The sequence below is a fragment of the Nocardioides rubriscoriae genome, from assembly GCF_008087085.1.
In the GTDB taxonomy this organism is placed as follows: Bacteria; Actinomycetota; Actinomycetes; order Propionibacteriales; family Nocardioidaceae; genus Nocardioides; species Nocardioides rubriscoriae.
The window spans coordinates 129111-146153 of the sequence record NZ_VIYJ01000001.1 but is presented as its reverse complement, the minus strand read 5'-3'; the positions used below and the strand labels follow the sequence as shown (position 1 = coordinate 146153).

The 17043-nt window shown below is 73.4% G+C and carries 18 protein-coding genes; 9 read left to right on the top strand and 9 right to left on the bottom strand.

Annotated elements, in window-relative coordinates:
- Window positions 1-5: 5 nt before the first annotated feature.
- From FZC61_RS00725 to thiC, 4 genes are read left to right on the top strand one after another with little or no spacing between them, the layout of a single operon-like run.
- Window positions 6-761: a thiazole synthase gene (locus FZC61_RS00725; protein WP_148611483.1), complete on the top strand. Its 756-nt coding sequence runs from the start codon at window positions 6-8 to the stop codon at window positions 759-761.
- Entirely contained in the window at window positions 758-1342 is a 585-nt protein-coding gene (locus FZC61_RS00720; RefSeq protein ID WP_148611481.1) for a thiamine phosphate synthase, read from the top strand. The genes FZC61_RS00725 and FZC61_RS00720 overlap by 4 nt, the downstream gene beginning before the upstream one ends.
- A complete protein-coding gene (gene thiD, locus FZC61_RS00715) occupies window positions 1339-2157 on the top strand; it encodes a bifunctional hydroxymethylpyrimidine kinase/phosphomethylpyrimidine kinase (protein ID WP_148611480.1) in 819 nt (272 codons plus the stop codon). The genes FZC61_RS00720 and thiD overlap by 4 nt, the downstream gene beginning before the upstream one ends.
- Entirely contained in the window at window positions 2157-3848 is a 1692-nt protein-coding gene (thiC, locus tag FZC61_RS00710; RefSeq protein WP_148611478.1) for a phosphomethylpyrimidine synthase ThiC, read from the top strand. Before thiD ends, thiC begins: the two co-directional genes overlap by 1 nt.
- A 36-nt stretch (window positions 3849-3884) precedes the next feature.
- Here thiC and FZC61_RS00705 read toward each other — a convergent pair whose 3' ends face one another.
- The 6 genes from FZC61_RS00705 to FZC61_RS00680 all read right to left on the bottom strand — a co-directional run bounded on the left by FZC61_RS00705 (window position 3885) and on the right by FZC61_RS00680 (window position 9433).
- Complete coding sequence (locus tag FZC61_RS00705; protein WP_148611476.1) at window positions 3885-4919, bottom strand: sulfotransferase family protein; 1035 nt, start codon at window positions 4917-4919, stop codon at window positions 3885-3887.
- 211 nt (window positions 4920-5130) lie between these two features.
- Window positions 5131-6018 carry an aldo/keto reductase gene (locus tag FZC61_RS00700; RefSeq protein WP_148611474.1) on the bottom strand — a complete coding sequence of 296 codons (888 nt, stop codon included), beginning with the start codon at window positions 6016-6018 and terminating at the stop codon, window positions 5131-5133.
- 4 nt (window positions 6019-6022) lie between these two features.
- The gene (gene gndA / locus FZC61_RS00695) at window positions 6023-7465 is read right to left on the bottom strand and encodes an NADP-dependent phosphogluconate dehydrogenase (protein ID WP_211357025.1); all 1443 of its coding nucleotides are present in this window, start codon (window positions 7463-7465) and stop codon (window positions 6023-6025) included.
- Window positions 7466-7516: 51 nt separating this feature from the next.
- Window positions 7517-8131 (bottom strand): alpha-ketoglutarate-dependent dioxygenase AlkB, encoded by a 615-nt coding sequence (locus FZC61_RS00690; RefSeq protein ID WP_148611472.1) that lies wholly within the window; start codon window positions 8129-8131, stop codon window positions 7517-7519.
- Window positions 8132-8249: 118 nt separating this feature from the next.
- Window positions 8250-9002 carry a polyphosphate--glucose phosphotransferase gene (gene ppgK, locus FZC61_RS00685; RefSeq protein WP_148611470.1) on the bottom strand — a complete coding sequence of 251 codons (753 nt, stop codon included), beginning with the start codon at window positions 9000-9002 and terminating at the stop codon, window positions 8250-8252.
- Window positions 8999-9433 (bottom strand): SRPBCC family protein, encoded by a 435-nt coding sequence (locus tag FZC61_RS00680; protein WP_148611469.1) that lies wholly within the window; start codon window positions 9431-9433, stop codon window positions 8999-9001. Before FZC61_RS00680 ends, ppgK begins: the two co-directional genes overlap by 4 nt.
- 73 nt (window positions 9434-9506) lie before the next feature.
- Here FZC61_RS00680 and FZC61_RS00675 point away from each other — a divergent pair, with 73 nt between their 5' ends.
- From FZC61_RS00675 to FZC61_RS00665, 3 genes are all read left to right on the top strand, one after another.
- Complete coding sequence (locus tag FZC61_RS00675; RefSeq protein WP_211357024.1) at window positions 9507-10277, top strand: ABC transporter ATP-binding protein; 771 nt, start codon at window positions 9507-9509, stop codon at window positions 10275-10277.
- Window positions 10274-12823, top strand: a complete 2550-nt coding sequence (locus tag FZC61_RS00670; RefSeq protein ID WP_148611466.1) for an ABC transporter permease — start codon at window positions 10274-10276, stop codon at window positions 12821-12823. Before FZC61_RS00675 ends, FZC61_RS00670 begins: the two co-directional genes overlap by 4 nt.
- A 97-nt stretch (window positions 12824-12920) precedes the next feature.
- Window positions 12921-13640 (top strand): GntR family transcriptional regulator, encoded by a 720-nt coding sequence (locus tag FZC61_RS00665; protein ID WP_148611464.1) that lies wholly within the window; start codon window positions 12921-12923, stop codon window positions 13638-13640.
- Window positions 13641-13759: 119 nt separating this feature from the next.
- On the opposite strand, the gene FZC61_RS00660 is transcribed toward FZC61_RS00665, so the two are convergent.
- The gene (locus FZC61_RS00660; protein ID WP_148611462.1) at window positions 13760-14110 is read right to left on the bottom strand and encodes a hypothetical protein; all 351 of its coding nucleotides are present in this window, start codon (window positions 14108-14110) and stop codon (window positions 13760-13762) included.
- A 126-nt stretch (window positions 14111-14236) separates the two neighbouring features.
- On the opposite strand from FZC61_RS00660, the gene FZC61_RS00655 reads away from it, so the two are divergent.
- A complete protein-coding gene (locus tag FZC61_RS00655) occupies window positions 14237-14941 on the top strand; it encodes a copper homeostasis protein CutC (protein ID WP_148611461.1) in 705 nt (234 codons plus the stop codon).
- On the top strand, window positions 14938-15195 hold the full coding sequence (locus FZC61_RS00650) for a DUF4031 domain-containing protein (protein ID WP_148611459.1): 258 nt from the start codon (window positions 14938-14940) through the stop codon (window positions 15193-15195). Before FZC61_RS00655 ends, FZC61_RS00650 begins: the two co-directional genes overlap by 4 nt.
- Before the next feature lie 57 nt (window positions 15196-15252).
- On the opposite strand, the gene FZC61_RS00645 is transcribed toward FZC61_RS00650, so the two are convergent.
- Together FZC61_RS00645 and FZC61_RS00640 are read right to left on the bottom strand one after the other, a co-directional pair.
- The gene (locus tag FZC61_RS00645) at window positions 15253-15798 is read right to left on the bottom strand and encodes an HD domain-containing protein (RefSeq protein ID WP_246142452.1); all 546 of its coding nucleotides are present in this window, start codon (window positions 15796-15798) and stop codon (window positions 15253-15255) included.
- 88 nt (window positions 15799-15886) lie between these two features.
- Window positions 15887-17011: a hypothetical protein gene (locus tag FZC61_RS00640; protein ID WP_148611457.1), complete on the bottom strand. Its 1125-nt coding sequence runs from the start codon at window positions 17009-17011 to the stop codon at window positions 15887-15889.
- Window positions 17012-17043: the final 32 nt, after the last annotated feature.

Genomic DNA, 17043 nt, shown 5'->3' with positions numbered 1-17043 from the left:
GGGGCGTGCACGTCGCAGGACAGGAGCTCGCGCCGCTCTGGCTCGGCACCGGCGGCCTGACCAGCCTCGAGACCGTACGACGCGTGGTCGCCGCCGGCGCGCCCGGCCTGGTGACCGTCTCGCTGAGACGCGTGTCCGACACCGGCGAGGGCAGCCTGCTGGCCACCCTCGACCAGCTCGGCGTCCGCGTGCTGCCCAACACGGCCGGCTGCCTGAGCGCCCGGGAGGCGGTCCTGACCGCCGAGCTGGCCCGCGAGGCGCTCGGCACCGACTGGGTCAAGCTGGAGGTGATCGGCGACGAGCACAGCCTGCTCCCCGACGTCGTCGAGCTCCTCGAGGCGGCCGAGACCCTGGTCGACCGCGGCTTCACGGTGCTGCCCTACACCACCGGCGACCCGGTCGTGGCGCGCCGGCTCGTCGACGCCGGCTGCGCCGCCGTCATGCCGCTGGGCTCACCGATCGGGTCCGGGCGCGGCATCGCCGACCCGCACGGCATCGAGGCCGTCCGGGCCGCGGTCGACGTGCCGGTCGTGCTGGACGCCGGGATCGGCACGCCCAGCGAGGCGACCCAGGCGATGGAGCTGGGCTGCGACGCCGTGCTCGTGGCCACCGCGGTCACCCGGGCCGAGGACCCGGTCACCATGGCGCGCGCCATGAGCCTGGCGGTCGAGGCCGGCGCCCTGGCGCGGACGGCCGGTCGGATCCCGCGGCGCGAGACCGCCCGCGCCTCCAGCCCGATGCGTGGACGGGTGGGCCGGTGACGCCGCCGCGCCTGCTCCTGCTCACCGACCGCCGTCAGCTGCCGCAGGGCCGCGGGCTCGTCGAGGTCGTCACCCGGTGCGCCGACGCCGGCGCGACGACCGTCGTCCTGCGCGAGCTCGACCTCGAGGGGTCCGCGCGTGCCGACCTCGCCGCCGAGCTCGCGTCCTGCGTCGGCGTGGTCGCGGCGCGCGCGGTCCTGCCCGGCGCCCACGCCGTCCAGCTCGCCTCCCACCAGCCGGTCGCCGACGCCGGGGGCCTGCCCCACGGCCGGTCCTGCCACGACCCGGACGACGTCGTGCGCGCCGTCGCGCAGGGGGCGTCCTGGGTCACCGTGTCGCCCGTGGCCGCGAGCCGGTCCAAGCCCGGCTACGGTCCGCCGCTCGGCGCCGACGGCGTACGCCGTGCGGTCGCCGCGGCCGCGGGCACGCCCGTCTACGCGCTGGGCGGCGTCGAGGCGGGCACGGTGCCCGACCTCCGTGCGGCCGGTGCGCACGGGGTGGCGGTGATGGGCGCGGTGATGCGGGCCGCCGACCCCGCTGCCGTCGTGTCACGGCTGCTGGCCGCGCTGGGGGACCGATGACGACCCCGGCCGTGGTCCTCAGCGTGGCCGGCACCGACTCGGGCGGAGCGGCCGGCCTCGCCGCCGACCTGACCACCTTCGCCGCGCTCGGCGCGCACGGCGCCTGTGCCGTCACCGCCGTCACCGCCCAGGACACGACCGGGGTGCACCGGGTCGTCGCGCTCGGCGCCGACGACGTGCGCGCCCAGGTCGAGGCCGTCCTGGGCGACCTGCCGGTGGCCGCCGCCAAGACCGGCATGCTCGGGTCGGTGGCGGCCGCCCACGTCGTCGCCGACCTGCTCGCGGGCGTCGTCCCGCTCGTGGTCGACCCGGTGCTGGTCGCCACCAGCGGGGCACACCTCGCCGACGAGGCCGTGGTGGTGGCCTACCGCGAGGTCCTGCTGCCCCGCGCCGACGTCGTCACCCCCAATCGCGACGAGGCCGCACGGCTGACCGGGCTGCCCGTCGACACGGCGCCCGAGCGGCTGGCCCTCGCGGTGCACGCCCTCGGGCCGGCGGTCGTGCTCACCGGCGGCGACCCCGGCAGCGGCACCTGCCACGACGTCGTCGTCCGCGACGGCACCGCCACGGTGCTCTCGCACCCCGCCGTCGTGACGACCCACGACCACGGCACGGGCTGCACCTACAGCGCCGCCCTCGCCGTCCACCTCGCCCACGGTCTCGACCTCGAGACCGCGGCCCGGTCGGCGCAGGCCTTCGTGGCCCGCGCGCTGGTCACCTCCGCGACCTGGGAGCTCGGCCGCGGCCGGGGTCCCGTCGCCCACGTGCTGTCCCACCCGTCCCGTCACCCGTCCACCCCTCCCGAGGAGAGCTGATGCACCTCCACCCGTCCCACAGCACCGTCCACCGCACCGGGTCGCGCGACGACGTCGCCGTCCCCTTCACCCGCGTCGCGCTCACCAACGGCGAGACGTTCGACCGCTACACCACGGCCGGACCCGGCAGCGACCCCGAGGTGGGCCTCCCGCCGCTGCGCGCCGCATGGGTCGCCGAGCGCGGCGACACCGAGGAGTACGACGGCCGCGAGGCCCAGCTGCTCGACAACGGCCGCGGCGCGGTGCGCCGCGGTGAGGCCCGCGAGCAGTGGCGCGGGCAGCGGGCCCGGCCTCGCCGTGCGCGGTCCGGCCGCGCCGTCACCCAGATGCACTACGCGCGCCAGGGGATCGTGACCCCCGAGATGGAGTATGTCGCGATCCGCGAGGGCGCCGACGTCGAGCTGGTGCGCAGCGAGGTCGCCGCGGGCCGCGCGATCATCCCGGCCAACGTCAACCACCCCGAGGCCGAGCCGATGATCATCGGCAAGCGGTTCCTGGTGAAGGTCAACGCCAACATCGGCAACTCGGCGGTGACCAGCTCGATCGCCGAGGAGGTCGACAAGATGACCTGGGCGGTGACGTGGGGCGCCGACACCGTGATGGACCTGTCGACCGGCGACGACATCCACACCACGCGCGAGTGGATCGTGCGCAACTCGCCGGTGCCGATCGGGACCGTGCCGATCTACCAGGCGCTGGAGAAGGTCGACGGGGACGCCTCGCGGCTGACCTGGGAGGTCTACCGCGACACCGTCATCGAGCAGTGCGAGCAGGGCGTGGACTACATGACCGTGCACGCAGGGGTGCTGCTGCGCTACGTCCCGCTGACCGCGCCCCGGATCACCGGCATCGTCTCGCGCGGCGGGGCGATCATGGCCGGCTGGTGCCTGGCGCACCACCAGGAGAACTTCCTCTACACGCACTTCGACGAGCTGTGCGAGATCTTCGCCCGCTACGACGTGTCCTTCTCGCTCGGCGACGGGCTGCGACCGGGCTGCACCGCCGACGCCAACGACGAGGCCCAGCTCTCGGAGCTGCGCACCCTCGCCGAGCTCACCGCCCGGGCCTGGGAGCACGACGTGCAGGTGATGGTCGAGGGCCCCGGTCACGTGCCGCTGCACCTGGTGGAGGAGAACGTCGTGCTCCAGCAGGACTGGTGCCACGGCGCGCCGTTCTACACGCTCGGCCCCCTCACCACCGACATCGCGCCGGGCTACGACCACATCACCTCGGCGATCGGCGCGGCCACCATCGCCATGCACGGCACGGCGATGCTCTGCTACGTCACCCCGAAGGAGCACCTCGGGCTGCCCGACCGCGACGACGTCAAGACGGGGGTGATCACCTACAAGCTGTCGGCCCACGCCGCTGACGTGGCCAAGGGCCACCCCGGTGCGCGCGACTGGGACGACGCGCTGTCGAAGGCGCGCTTCGAGTTCCGCTGGCACGACCAGTTCGCGCTCTCGCTCGACCCTCACACCGCGCAGTCCTTCCACGACGAGACCCTGCCGGCGGAGGCGAGCAAGACCGCCCACTTCTGCTCGATGTGCGGGCCGAAGTTCTGCTCGATGCGCATCAGCCAGGACGTCCGTGACCACGTCGAGGCCGGCCTGGCCGAGAAGGCCGGTCAGTTCCTCGAGATGGGGGCCTCGATCTACGTCGAGCAGCCGACCGCGACCCGCGGCGGGTGAGGCGACCGGCGAGCCCGTGACGGGTGGTGGCCGGCGTCAGCGTCCGACGCCGCGCCGCCGCCGGGGTCGCGGCGCGACCTCGCGCTGCCGCAGCGCCGCGATCTGCTCGTCCTGCTCGGCGATGCGCGCGCGCAACCGGCCGCGCAGGTCGCGCAGCCGGGTCCGGACCTCGTGCAGCCGGGCCTCGGTCGTGTCGGCGGCGATGCCCAGGGCGAGGGTGTGGAGCTCGTCGTACTCCGCGCGGAGCGCGTCGAAGGTCGCGAGCGCGGCGGCGTCGTCCGGCTGCGTGGCCAGCGCGCCGGCGGCCCGCCAGGCCCGGTCGGCCAAGTCGCGCAGGGCGGCCGGGACGGCGAGCCCGTCCCAGCCGTCGCCGGACCGGTTGAGCGTCGGGGTGAGGAAGTCGTCGATCGGGTGCGGCGCGGTCAGGTCGCCGGGGTCGAGCCCGAGGTGGTCCATGGCGACCGTGAGGGCGCCGCGCCAGTCGGAGACGAGGTCGGTGTAGCGGACGAACGTGCGCACGCGGCCCCGCGTCGACTGCTCGGTGACCAGCAGCGTGTTGACCCAGGCCGCGACGTTGGTCGTCTCGCGCTGCCGCCGTACGGCGTCGGGCCGGCCGGTCTGGTAGGCGCTGTCGGTGGACCGCACCACCTGGGCCGGGTGGCGCAGCATCGTGAGGCTCTTGAGCTCGACGCCGGCGGCGGCGGCCACGCGCTCCCAGAGCGGGTAGACCCACAGGGCGCGCGGGTCCTTGACGATCACGACGTCGTCCGGGGCGCGCAGCGCGAGCTGGCCGTCCAGCCAGCGGCGTAGCAGCGCCTCGCGCTGCTCGGTGAGGTCGGCCATCATGATCCCGCCCGCCTCGGGCCGGGTGTCGATCGCCCGCACCCCGAGCCTGCGGCACCACCGGGCGTGGAACGTCACGACCCAGGACGACTCGTAGTAGCCGCGCGGGTTTGCCTCGTCGGCCTGCTTCTCGGGCTGCGGCACGTGGTAGCCCAGGCGCTTGAGCGCACCGGCCGCGCTGCTGGTCCCGGAGCGGCCCGAACCGGTGATCACGACGAGCTGGGGCATCGAGTGGTCCTGTCAGGGGAGGGAGGAGGCCCGCCGGGTCGGGAGGACCGGGAGGGGGCGCGCCGGTCACCGTACCGAGAAGCCGATCCACGAGCCCACGACCGGCGCGCCCACGATCACCTCGACCCGCCGGGCCGCGAGGTGGGTCAGAACCTGCCGACCACGTGGTAGGCGATGAAGCCCTTCTCGTCGAGGTCCGCGCAGCCGGCGCTCAGTCGCCCAGGGCGGTGAGGGCGTCGTACTCGTCGTCGGTGAGCTCGATGGACGCGGCCGCCGTGTTGGTCTCGAGGTGCTCGAGCGACTTGGTGCCGGGGATCGGCAGCATCACCGGCGAGCGGCGCAGCAGCCAGGCCAGGGCGAGCTGCGACGGGGTCGCGTCGTGCTGGGTGGCGGCCTCGCCGAGGACGCCGTCGGGGCCCGACAGCTGGCCGGTGGCCAACGGGAACCACGGGATGAAGCCGATGTCGTTGCTCTCGCAGAAGTCGAGCAGGGCCTCGGCGTCGCGGTGGGCCAGGTTGTAGAGGTTCTGCACGGTCGCGATCGGCGCGATGGCCTGCGCCATCTCGAGCTGCTCGACCGAGACCTCCGACAGCCCGATGTGGCGGATCTTGCCCTCGTCGCGCAGCGCGACGAGCTCGCCGACCTGGTCCTCGAGGGCGACGGCCGGGTCGATGCGGTGCAGCTGGAACAGGTCGATGCGCTCGAGGCCGAGGTGGCGCAGCGACATCTCGCACTGCTGGCGCAGGTACGCCGGGTTGCCGACCGGGGTCCAGACGCCGGGGCCCTGGCGGGTCAGGCCGGCCTTGGTGGCGATGACCACGTCGTCGGCGTAGGGGTACAGGGCCTCCTGGAGGAGCTGCTCGGCCACGACGGGGCCGTAGGAGTCGGCGGTGTCGAAGAAGGTGATGCCGAGCTCGACGGCGCGACGCAGCACCGCGAGCGCGTTGTCGCGGTCCGCGGGCCAGCCCCACACGCCCTCGCCGGTCAGCTGCATGGTGCCGTAGCCCAGGCGGGTGACGGGCAGGTCGCCGCCGATGGCGAAGGTGCCGGAGGGGGCGGCGACGTTGTCGCCGGCTGTCGTGGTGGTGGTGGCGCTCATGGGGTCAGGACTCGCTCTCGGTGAGGTCGCCGGCCCAGGCCGTGTGGAACGTGCCCTCCCGGTCGACGCGTTGATAGGTGTGGGCCCCGAAGTTGTCGCGCAGGGCCTGGATCAGGGCGGCGGGCAGGCGCTCACGGCGCAGCCCGTCGAAGTAGGACAGCGACGACCCGAACGCCGGAACAGGGACGCCGCCCTGCGCGGCCGTCGCCACCACGTGGCGCCACGCGTCGACGCCCTCCTTGACGGCGTCGGCGAAGAACTCGGTCGTCAGCAGGGTCGTGAGGTCGGGCTCCTCGGCGTAGGCCTCGGTGATACGGCCCAGGAAGCGGGCCCGGATGATGCACCCGTCGCGCCAGATCTTGGCGACCTGGCCCAGGTCGATGTCCCAGCCGTTCTCCTCGGCGCCGACCGCGATCTGGTCGAAGCCCTGCGCGTAGGCGACCACCTTGGAGGAGTAGAGCGCTGCGCGGACGTCGTCGACGAAGGCCTGCTGGTCGACCTCGACGGTGTCGTCCTCGGGCGAGGTCGAGAAGACCTTGCGGGCGGCCTCGCGCTGCTCGGCGTGCCCCGACAGGCTGCGGGCGAAGGTCGCCTCGGCGATGCCGGTGATCGGCACGCCGAGGTCGAGCGCGCTCTGCACGGTCCAGCGACCGGTGCCCTTCTGCTCGGCGGCGTCCTTGACGACGTCGACGAAGGGCTTGCCGGTGCCGGCGTCGGTGTGGCGCAGCACGTCGGAGGTCATCTGGATCAGGAACGACTCCAGCTCGCCCTGGTTCCACTCGGCGAAGACGTCGGCGATCGCCGCGGGCTCGAGCCCGCCGATCGAGCGGAGCAGGTCGTAGGACTCGGCGATGAGCTGCATGTCGGCGTACTCGATGCCGTTGTGGACCATCTTGACGAAATGGCCCGCGCCGCCGACGCCGACGTGGGCGCAGCAGGGCTCGCCGTCGACCTGGGCGGCGATCGACTCCATGATCGGGCCCAGCCGCTCGTAGGCCTCGTCGCTGCCGCCGACCATGATCGAGGGGCCGTTGAGGGCGCCCTCCTCGCCGCCGCTGACGCCGGTGCCGACGAAGTGCAGGCCGTGCTCCTGGAGCCTCTCCTCGCGGCGGATCGTGTCGGAGAAGTGGGCGTTGCCGCAGTCGACGACGATGTCACCCTCGTCGAGCAGTGGCACCAGGTCGTCGATGACGGCGTCGGTCGGCTCGCCGGCCTTGACCATGATGAGCACGACCCGGGGCTTCTCGATCGCGGCGACGAACTCCTCGAGGCTCTCGGTGGCGACGAAGTCGCCCTCGTCCCCGTGGTCGTCGATCAGGCTGGTGGTCTTGGCGACGGTCCGGTTGTGGATCGCGATGGTGTGGCCGTGGCGGGCGATGTTGCGGGCCAGGTTGCGGCCCATCACTGCGAGCCCGGTCAGTCCGATGGTGGCGCGTGCGTCTGTCACCCTCCGACCCTGGCACGCGGGTCAAGCCGGGGGTCCACCTGTGGTGGTGGGTCAGAAGACGTTGAGCGGCCGGAACTGCACCGAGATCCGCGGGCCGGCCGAGGCGACCTTGGGCACCGCGTGCTCCCAGGTGCGCTGGCACGAGCCGCCCATCACGACCAGGTCGCCGTGGCCCATCTCGACCGCGATCGACGCGCCACCGCCGCGGGGGCGCAGGCACAGCCGTCGCGGGTCGCCGAGCGACACGATCGCGACCATGGTGTCGTGCGTCGACCCCCTGCCGATGGTGTCGCCGTGCCAGGCGACCGAGTCGCGCCCGTCGCGGTAGTAGCAGCAGCCGGCGGTGCGGAACGGCTCGCCGAGCTCGTCGGCGTAGTGGGCCGACAGGGCGTCACGGGCCTCGGCGAGCAGCGGGTGGGGCAGCGGCTCGTCGATCATGTAGGTGTGCACCAGCCGGGGCACGTCGACGACCCGGTCATACATCTGGCGCCGCTCGGCACGCCACGGGACGTCGCGCACCAGCGTCTCGAACACGTCGTCGGGGGCGGGCACCCACGTGCGCAGCACGTCGAGCCACGCGCCCTGCCCGAGCTCACGCCGCTCGAGGCGGGACAGGTCGCCGACACCGGCAGGAGGCGCCTCGAACAGCGAGCCCTGGAAGTCCATGCCGCGATCCTACGACATCGGTCGAACACGCGTTCGACCATCTGCGACCCGCCGTGTCGGGATAGTCCCTGACGAAAATCAAGGATCCGCGGCCCGAAACCTTGATTTTCGTCAGGGACTATCCCGACGCGGCGTGCAGGGCCGCGCCGATGATGCCGGCCTTGTTGCGCAGCAGGGCCGGGATGATCGGGGTGGAGATGTCGATCATCGGCAGGAACTTGTCGGCGTGCTTGCTGACGCCGCCGCCGACGACGAAGAGGTCGGGGGTGAGCAGGCGCTCGACCATCCGGTAGTAGGACGTCAGCCGGTCGGCCCACTCGTCCCACGCGAGGTCGTGGGTCTCGCGGGCGCTGTTGGCGGCGTACTTCTCGCCGACGTGGCCGTCGACCTCGAGGTGGCCGAGCTCGGAGTTGGGCAGCAGGACCCCGTCGAGGAGCAGGGCCGAGCCGATCCCGGTGCCGAGGGTGGTCACGATGACCAGGCCGCGCTGCCCGCGGGCCGCGCCGTAGCGCGACTCGGCGAGCCCGGCCGCATCGGCGTCGTTGAGGGCGACGACCGGTCGTCCGGCGGCGCGGCTGAAGAGGGCGGCGGCGTCGACGCCGAGCCAGGAGTCGTGGATGTTGGCGGCGGTGCTGACGACGCCGTTGCGTACGACGCCGGGCACGGTGACCCCGACCGGCGACCCGCCGTCGTCGTCGAAGGTCGACACCAGCTCGGCCAGCACCTCGGCGACGGCCTCGGGGGTCGAGGGCTGCGGGGTCTCGACGCGCACCCGGTCGGTCGCGAAGTCGCCGCGCTCGAGGTCGACCGTCGCGCCCTTGATGCCCGACCCGCCGAAGTCGACACCGACGGGGTGCGGTGACGAGCTCATCGGCTGGTCAGCGTCCGGACGATCTGCTCGACGGTCTCGTCGGCGAGGGCGTCGATCTTGCGCCGGACCACGAGCGGGGCGAGATGCTTGAGCAGCCCGTGGAACTCGAAGTCGGCGCGGTAGTGGACCGACGTGCCGCCGTCGGTGGTGGGGGTGAAGGTCATCGAGTCGGTGGCGGTCGACTGCTTGTTGCGGCCGCGGAACTGCACCATGGTCGACGGCTGGTAGGTGATCGTCTCGTAGGACAGGTCGACCGTGCGCCCCATGAACTGCGACGTGTTGGCGTAGGTCGTGCCGAGGCCGCCGTCGCCGGAGGTGCGGGTGGTCGACACGGTGCCGGGGTCCCAGGCCTCGGTGTGGGTGAAGTCGCCGAGGTAGGCGAACACCTCCTCGACGGGACGCGGGACCGTGAAGGTGCGCTCGACGTGCATGGGCAGAGCCTACGGGTCGGGTCGGGGACATCCCTGTGGCGCGGCCCTGGTGCGGCAGGGGAGGCTGGGGTCCATGAGCACCTCCGCCCCCGCCGCCACGACCGTCGCCGCGCGCGTCGTCGGCCTCACCAAGACCTACGGCAAGGGCGAGGCGGGTGTCCGCGCCCTCGACGACGTCTCGGTCGACCTGTACGCCGGCGAGTTCACCGCCGTGATGGGCCCCAGCGGCTCGGGCAAGTCGACCCTCATGCACGTGCTGGCGGCGCTCGACCGGCCGACCTCGGGCGAGGTGTGGATCGGCGACCGGTCGATCGGTGCGCTCAAGGACAAGGAGCTCACGCTGCTGCGTCGCGAGGAGGTCGGCTTCGTCTTCCAGTCCTTCAACCTCGTGCCGACGCTGAGCGCGGAGGAGAACATCGTGCTGCCGCTGGCGATCTCGGGCCGCAAGCCCGACCCCGAGTGGTTCGACTCGGTCATCGCGACCGTCGGGCTGCGCGACCGGTTGTCCCACAAGCCCAACGAGCTCTCGGGCGGCCAGCAGCAGCGGGTCGCCGTGGCCCGGGCGCTGGTGAGCCGGCCCCGGATCGTGTTCGCCGACGAGCCCACCGGCAACCTCGACTCCCGCTCCGGCGCGGAGGTGCTCGACCTGCTGCGCGCCGCGGTCGACGACCACCAGCAGACCGTGGTGATGGTGACGCACGACCCGGTCGCGGCGGCGTACACCGACCGGGTGGTGTTCCTGGCCGACGGCCGCGTCGTGGAGGAGCTGCGCGACCCTGACCGTGACGCCGTCCTCGCGGTGATGGCGCGGATGTCGGCGCGCGCGGAGGAGACCGGCCGATGATCCGCGCGGCTCTCAAGAGCCTGCTCGGCCGCAAGGTGCGGCTGCTGCTCAGCACGTTCGCGATCGTCCTCGGGGTCGCCTTCGTCGTCGGCACGCTGGTCTTCACCGACACCCTCAACCGCAGCTTCACCTCGCTGTTCGACGCGACCGTCGGCGACGTCGTGGTGCAGCCCGAGGGCGGGGCGACCCCCGGCGGCATCTCCTCGACCCGCACCGTCCCGGCCTCGCTGGTCGAGACCCTGGCCCGGGTGCCCGGCGCGGCCCGCGCCGACGGCCAGATCGTCACCGACGGCGTCTACGTCATCGACGACAAGGGCAAGCCCATCGGGGGGTTCGGTCCGCCGTCACTCGGCGTCAACTGGTCCGACGCGCCGGCCGGCAACGGGCTGGTCGGCCTCACGATCATCGACGGCCGCGAGCCGCGGGGGCCCGGCGAGGTCGTGCTCGACGAGAAGACGGCCGAGAAGGCCGGCTACGACGTCGGCGACACCGTGCCGATCACCACCGCCGACCGCACCGCCAACCTCGAGCCCACGCTGGTCGGGATCGCCGGCTTCCCCGAGGGCGGCTCGCTCAACGGCGCCACCAGCGCCTCGTTCGAGACCTCGGTGGCCCAGGACCTCTTCCACGACGGCTTGGACGAGTTCGACACGATCTGGGTGACCCGCAAGGACGGCGTGAGCCAGGACGAGCTGCGGGCCGAGGTCGAGAAGGTGCTGCCCGACGGCTACGAGGCCGTCACCGGTGACCAGTCGGCCAAGGACCAGGCCGACGACCTGCTCGAGGCGATCTCGTTCCTCACCATCTTCCTGCTGATCTTCGCCGGCATCTCGCTGGTGGTCGGCACCTACATCATCGTCAACACCTTCTCGATCCTCGTCGCCCAGCGCAGCCGCGAGCTCGCCCTGCTCCGCGCGCTCGGGGCGAGCAAGCGGCAGGTGCAGCGGTCGGTGCAGCTCGAGGCCCTGGTGCTCGGCTTCCTCGGTGCGACCGTCGGCATCGGCCTGGGCGTGGTGCTCGCGATCGGGCTGCGGGCCCTGTTCGGCGTCATCGGCCTCGACCTGTCCGACCAGGCCCTGGTCTACCGCCCGCGCACCTTCGGCGCGGCCTACGTCGTGGGCATCGTCGTCACGATGGTCGCGGCCTGGTTCCCGGCCCGGCGCACGTCGCGGATCGCGCCGGTGCAGGCGATGCGCGACGACATCGCGCTGCCCGAGGAGTCGATGCGGCGCCGCTTCGTGCTCGGCCTCGCGCTCGCGCTGGTCGGGGGTGTGTCGCTGGCCGTCGGGCTGGGCGACCTGGTCGACATCGGTGGTGGGGGCTACTTCACCGGCGGCGGCATCCTCGCGATCCTGCTCGGGGTCACGGCCATGAGCCCGGTCCTGTCGGCCCCGCTGCTGAGTGCGGCGCGCGCGGGCCTGGCCCGCCTGTTCGGCCCGATCGGCAACCTGGCCGGGCAGAACTCGCTGCGCAACCCGCGTCGTACGACGGCCACCGCGTCGGCCCTGATGATCGGTCTGACCCTGGCGTGCGCGATGGCGATCATCGGTGCCTCCGCCAAGGCCTCGGTCGACAAGTCGGTCGAGGACAGCTTCACCGGCGACTTCGTGGTCAGCAGCGTCTTCCAGGGGTCCTTCTCCTCGAGCATCGCCGCGCGCGTGGCCGAGGTCGACGGGGTCGACGAGGTCCTGCGGCAGCGCTCCGGCTTCGCCGAGCACGACGGAGGCTTCGCGATCATCCTGGCCACCGACCCGCCGTCACTGGCCCGGCTCGGCGTCGACTTCGTCAGCGGCGGCGCGGCCGACCTCGAGCGCGGGACGGTCCTGGTCAGCCGGTCGATGGCTGCCGGCGACGGCCTCGAGGTCGGCGACCCCTACGAGATCGACGTGCCGAAGGGCACCGTGACCTGGAAGGTCGCCGGCGTCTTCGAGGACAACGCGCTGCTCTCCCAGGGCCTGGTCACCGACATCAGGACCTACGAGGACGCGGGCTACAAGAAGCAGGACAGCCTGCTCGTGGTCTACGCCGACGACGGCGCCGACCCGGCGACCCTGCAGGACCGTCTCGACGACGTGCTGGCCGACCAGCCGACCGTCACCGCCAAGGACCAGGCCGCGTTCGCGGCCGACCAGCGCAAGAACATCGACACGTTCGTGCTGATCATCTACGCCCTGCTCGGCCTGGCCCTGGTGATCGCGGTGCTCGGCATCGTCAACACCCTGGCCCTGTCGGTGATCGAGCGCACCCGTGAGGTCGGGCTGCTGCGCGCCATCGGCGTCACGCGCACGCAGCTGCGGCGGATGATCACGCTCGAGTCGATCGTGATCGCGGTGCTGGGCGCCGTGCTCGGCGTCGTCCTCGGCACCGGCTTCGGCGTCGCGCTGATGTACGCCGTGCGCGACGAGGGGCTCGAGGTGATCAGCGTGCCGTCCGGGCAGCTCGTGCTCTTCCTGGTGCTGGCGGTCCTGATCGGGGTCGTCGCGGCGATCCTGCCGGCGCGTCGGGCGGCGCGCCTCGACGTCCTGACGGCCATCGCCACCGACTGACCCGGCCGCCCCCGTCGACGTACTCCCGGTAGGTCAACGCGGACCAAACCGGCGATTCGCCAGACGCGAGGCATCGGGTTTCCCTACGCTTCGGGGCGTGGAGGACGTGCTGATCGGCGATGGACGTGCCCTGAAGCACGTGGTGGTCCGCGAGTACGTCCGCAGCCTGGTGGCCGGCAACGCGCCAGGCTCGCCCGCGCCGTCGGAGCGCGAGCTGGTGCACCGCTTCGGCGTCGCCCGGATGACGGTGCGCCAGGCCCTCGACGCGCTGGTGACCGAGGGGCTGCTCGAGCGGATCCCCGGTCGCGGCACCTTCGTGGCCCGACCGCGCCGCGTCGCGACCCGCATCACCGGCTTCACCGAGGAGATGGCGCGCCGCGGGCTGCTGGCCGAGTCGGTCACCCTGCTCGCCCGGCGCGAGCAGGCCGGCCCCGGTGTCGCCCGCGCCCTCAACCTCACCGAGGGCGACGCCGTCATCCACTGGCGCCGGCTGCGCCGCGGCGACGGCGCCGTGGTCTGCATCGAGGACAACTACCTCAACGAGGTCCTGCTCCCCGGCTTCCTGCAGACCGGCATGCCCACCAGCCTCTACGACGCCCTCGACGCCCGGGCCCTGCGACCCAGCTGGGCCGAGGACTCCATCTCCGCCGACGTCGCCAACGACGAGGAGGGTGCGCTGCTCGAGATCGAGCCCGGTACGGTGGTCCTGCGCCACTCGCGCCGTGGCATGGTCGATGACAAGATCGTCAACGTCTCGCGCAGCGTCTACCGCGCCGACCGGTTCACGCTCTGGCTCCAGCTCGGTAGCGACTCCTGAGGCTCGCCGTTATCGTTTCGTGACCTTTGTGATGGTCCCGTGACGTTTGTTGGCCCAGGCGTCGCCACGGTGGTCGAGGAGGTCGCCCGCGACCGTCTCGAGACCCGTCGGTCGCCACCTCAGGTCCGGCTGAGGAACCCCAGCGCGGCCGCCACCTCGCCGGACTCCTCGCACACCCAGACCGGGTCGGGGCCGCCCAGGTCGGGCTGGATGTAGAGCGAGTGCACGGGTCCGTCGCTGCAGTCGAGGCACAGCGGCCAGCGGCCGGCGACCGACAGGAGCGCGTCCTGCACGTCCTGGGCGACCAGGCCCGCGACGTACTCGGCTCCCTGGGGCCACTGCTCGGCCCACCACTCGCGCGAGGCGCAGGCCTCGTCGAGGGCCGAGACGGCGGCGGCGGTGGCGAGCTGACGGGCCGTGAGGTCGGCCAGCACGCGCGCTCGGGCGTCGAGCAGCAGGCGGTCGTCCACAGGTCCATTAAACGTCGGCACCAAGGCGGGACGTCGCGGGGCCGGGCCCCACGACCGCGGACGGTCGCGGCCGGGACACCGTCCGACCTCCACGAGGTCGTCCCCGTGACGGCCTACCGTGGGAGCGTGAAGCCGTTGCTCGAGGTCGTCGTGCACCGCGTCGACGACGTCGCGGGCGCGGTCGAGGGCGGCGCCGACCGGTTGTCGCTCGACGCCGGCGGCCGCTCGCCCGACGTCCCCACGGCCTCGGCGGTGCTGCGCGCCGCGGCGGCGGTCGAGGTGCCGGTGCGCGTCGTGCTGCGCCTCGACGACACCTTCACCACCACGGGCGCCGACCTGGTCCGGCTGACCGGCCTGGCCCACGAGTACCTCGCGCTCGGGGCCGAGGGCCTGGTGCTCGGCTTCCTAGACACCGACCTCGAGATCGACGTCGAGACGACCCTGGCCCTCGTGGACTCCGTGCCGGGGGTGCCCTGGACCTTCCACCGCGCGATCGACGCCACCCTCGACCCGGCCCGGTCGTGGCGCCGGCTCGTCGGTCTCCCGGGACTGACCGCCGTCGCCTCCGCCGGTTCGCCGCAGGGCCTCGCCCAGGGCTACGACGACCTGCTCGCCCTGGCCGGCCGCGACCCCGACGTCGCCCGGCTGCTGCTGCCCACCGGCGGCCTGAGCGCCGAGCAGGTGCCGTGGCTGGTGCGCGCGGGCGTCGGCCAGCTGCAGGTCGGTGCGCAGGTCCGCCCCGGCGGCGCGGCCAACGCCTACGTCGACGCCGCGCTGGTGCGCTCCTGGCGGCTGCTGCTCGACCACCCGCCGATGACCCGCAGCTCGTGATCCTCATCGACCCGCCGGCCGTCGAGCGCTACGGCCGGCGCTGGTCCCACCTGGCCAGCGACACCTCCTACGACGAGCTGCACGCCTTCGCCCGCGCGCTCGACATCCCCCCGCGCGGCTTCGACCGCGACCACTACGACGTCCCGTCGGAGTTCTACGACGCCGTGGTCGCCGCCGGCGCCACGCCGGTCACCTCCCGCGAGCTCGTCGCCCGCCTCACCTCGGCCGGCCTGCGCCGCCGCAAGCCTCGATAGTCGTGGACGTTCTGCACACGGGTCGACCGGGGCCACCTGCGTGCAGAACGTCCACGACTATCCGAGCTCGGCGGCGACGTTGGCACGCGCGGCGTCCTCCCAGTGCGCGAGGGCGTAGTCGGTGTGGAAGAGCCGCGGCTTGGCCACCAGGCCCTGCAGCACGACCCGGCGCCCGGCGGTGAAGGTCTCGTCGTCGAGGTGGTCGTACTCCGCGCGCACGGCCGTGACGTAGGCGGCGTAACGCCCGGCCGGCGCGGCGAGGATGCCGAGGTCGGCGTCGGACAGGGCGCAGCCGTTGGCGTCGTCGTCGTCAGGGCGGTGGGTCTCGGTGAGCCGCACCAGCCGCGCGACCTCGGCGACCACGGCGTCGTCGACCAGGCCCGCGAGGGCCTGCTCGGCCCAGGTCGCCGACCGCTCCTCGGCGTCGCGCTCGCCGTCGTAGACGGCGTCGTGGAACCACGCGGCCAGCCGCACCGGCAGGTGGTCGAAGCGCACCCCGGCCGCCGCGAGCTCGTCGACGCGCTCGAGCACCTCGGTCAGGTGGGTCGTGTCGTGGTAGCCGCGCTCGGGGTCGGCGTACGCCGCCAGGAGCGCGTCGCGCACGTCGGACCCGTCGGTCAGGGGCCAGGGGGGAGCGGTGGTACCGGTGGGTCCAGGCGGAGGCACCCGGACATTCAAACCCAGATCGGCGTCAGACGTGCGTCGAGGGCAGCTTCATCGCGGCGGCGGCTGACGTGCGGGCCCGCCAGACGGCCGAGCGGCCCGCGACCGGCAGGGTGATGGTGCCGAGGTCGTGGCGGACCCCGGCCCACACGCAGACGTCGGCGACGGCGGCCCGGGTGACGTGCAGCGTCTGGGGACCGGTGGTGGCCACGACGGTCAGGCCGTTGGCGGCGGTCAGGCCGGTCCCGAGGACGAAGCGGCCGTCCTCGTCGGTGCGGACCCGCTCGAGCTCCTGGCCCTGCTCGTCGAGCAGCGTCACGACCGCGGCGTACTGCGAGTCGCGGTGCGAGCCGTGCTGGACGACCCGTCCGGTGAGGGTGGCGGCGACGGGGACGACCGCGCGCACGCTGCCGAGCGCACCGGGCTCGAGCTCGAGGGCCACGGTCGTGCCGCTGTGCCCGACCGAGGGGGGTACGACGACCCGCAGGCGACCGGGGCGCAGCTCGCGCACGTCGGCCAGCCCGCCGCGCAGCCGGGCGACCACGGTGCGGCCGGTCGGGTCGGTCACGCGGACCTCGGTGGCCTGCACGGGGCGACGGTCGCCACCGCGGACGTCGACCAGCAGACGCCCGGTCGGGACGTCGACGGGCACGACCACGTCGTGGCTGCCGCCCGCGGCGACCGTGACGGTGACGGCCTCGGAGCACAGGTGGCGGCGCAGGTCGTGGGCCACCACGGTCCACGCGCCAGGACGCAGCCCGGTGAGCACGGCCTCGCCCCGGCCGTCGGCGCGCACGTCGAGGCGCTCGCCGTCCTCGTGCGCGGCGGTGACGCGGGCCCAGCGGGTGGTGGTCGCGCGCAGCACGGCCCCGCGGGTCAGGGCCAGCGTGGTCTCCACGACCTCGCGGGCGGCCACGGTGACCTCGACCTCGGCGCCGGCGTGGCGCGCCGGGTCGTGCAGCGTGCGGGCGTCGTCGAGGCGCAGCCGGTAGGTGCCCGGCTCGAGGTCGAGGGTGGTGCTGAGGTCGTGGAGCCGACGGCTCACGACGCGCTGTCCGGTCGCGTCGAGCACGTCGAGCACCACGACCGACGGGGTCGGTGCGGCGACGGCCAGCACGACCGTGCCGGTGGCTCCTCCACGTGACGAGTACATGTCTCGAACCTAGGAAGGCCGCCTCAGGGCAG

What these genes read in the sequence shown, in the direction of transcription:
- thiD (WP_148611480.1), top strand. Translation starts at nt 1,339, where the DNA reads ATGACGACCCCGGCCGTGGTCCTCAGCGTGGCCGGCACCGACTCGGGC.
- thiC (WP_148611478.1), top strand. Translation starts at nt 2,157, where the DNA reads ATGCACCTCCACCCGTCCCACAGCACCGTCCACCGCACCGGGTCGCGC.
- FZC61_RS00705 (WP_148611476.1), bottom strand. Translation starts at nt 4,919, where the DNA reads ATGCCCCAGCTCGTCGTGATCACCGGTTCGGGCCGCTCCGGGACCAGC.
- FZC61_RS00700 (WP_148611474.1), bottom strand. Translation starts at nt 6,018, where the DNA reads ATGAGCGCCACCACCACCACGACAGCCGGCGACAACGTCGCCGCCCCC.
- FZC61_RS00690 (WP_148611472.1), bottom strand. Translation starts at nt 8,131, where the DNA reads ATGGACTTCCAGGGCTCGCTGTTCGAGGCGCCTCCTGCCGGTGTCGGC.
- ppgK (WP_148611470.1), bottom strand. Translation starts at nt 9,002, where the DNA reads ATGAGCTCGTCACCGCACCCCGTCGGTGTCGACTTCGGCGGGTCGGGC.
- FZC61_RS00680 (WP_148611469.1), bottom strand. Translation starts at nt 9,433, where the DNA reads ATGCACGTCGAGCGCACCTTCACGGTCCCGCGTCCCGTCGAGGAGGTG.
- FZC61_RS00675 (WP_211357024.1), top strand. Translation starts at nt 9,507, where the DNA reads ATGAGCACCTCCGCCCCCGCCGCCACGACCGTCGCCGCGCGCGTCGTC.
- FZC61_RS00670 (WP_148611466.1), top strand. Translation starts at nt 10,274, where the DNA reads ATGATCCGCGCGGCTCTCAAGAGCCTGCTCGGCCGCAAGGTGCGGCTG.
- FZC61_RS00640 (WP_148611457.1), bottom strand. Translation starts at nt 17,011, where the DNA reads ATGTACTCGTCACGTGGAGGAGCCACCGGCACGGTCGTGCTGGCCGTC.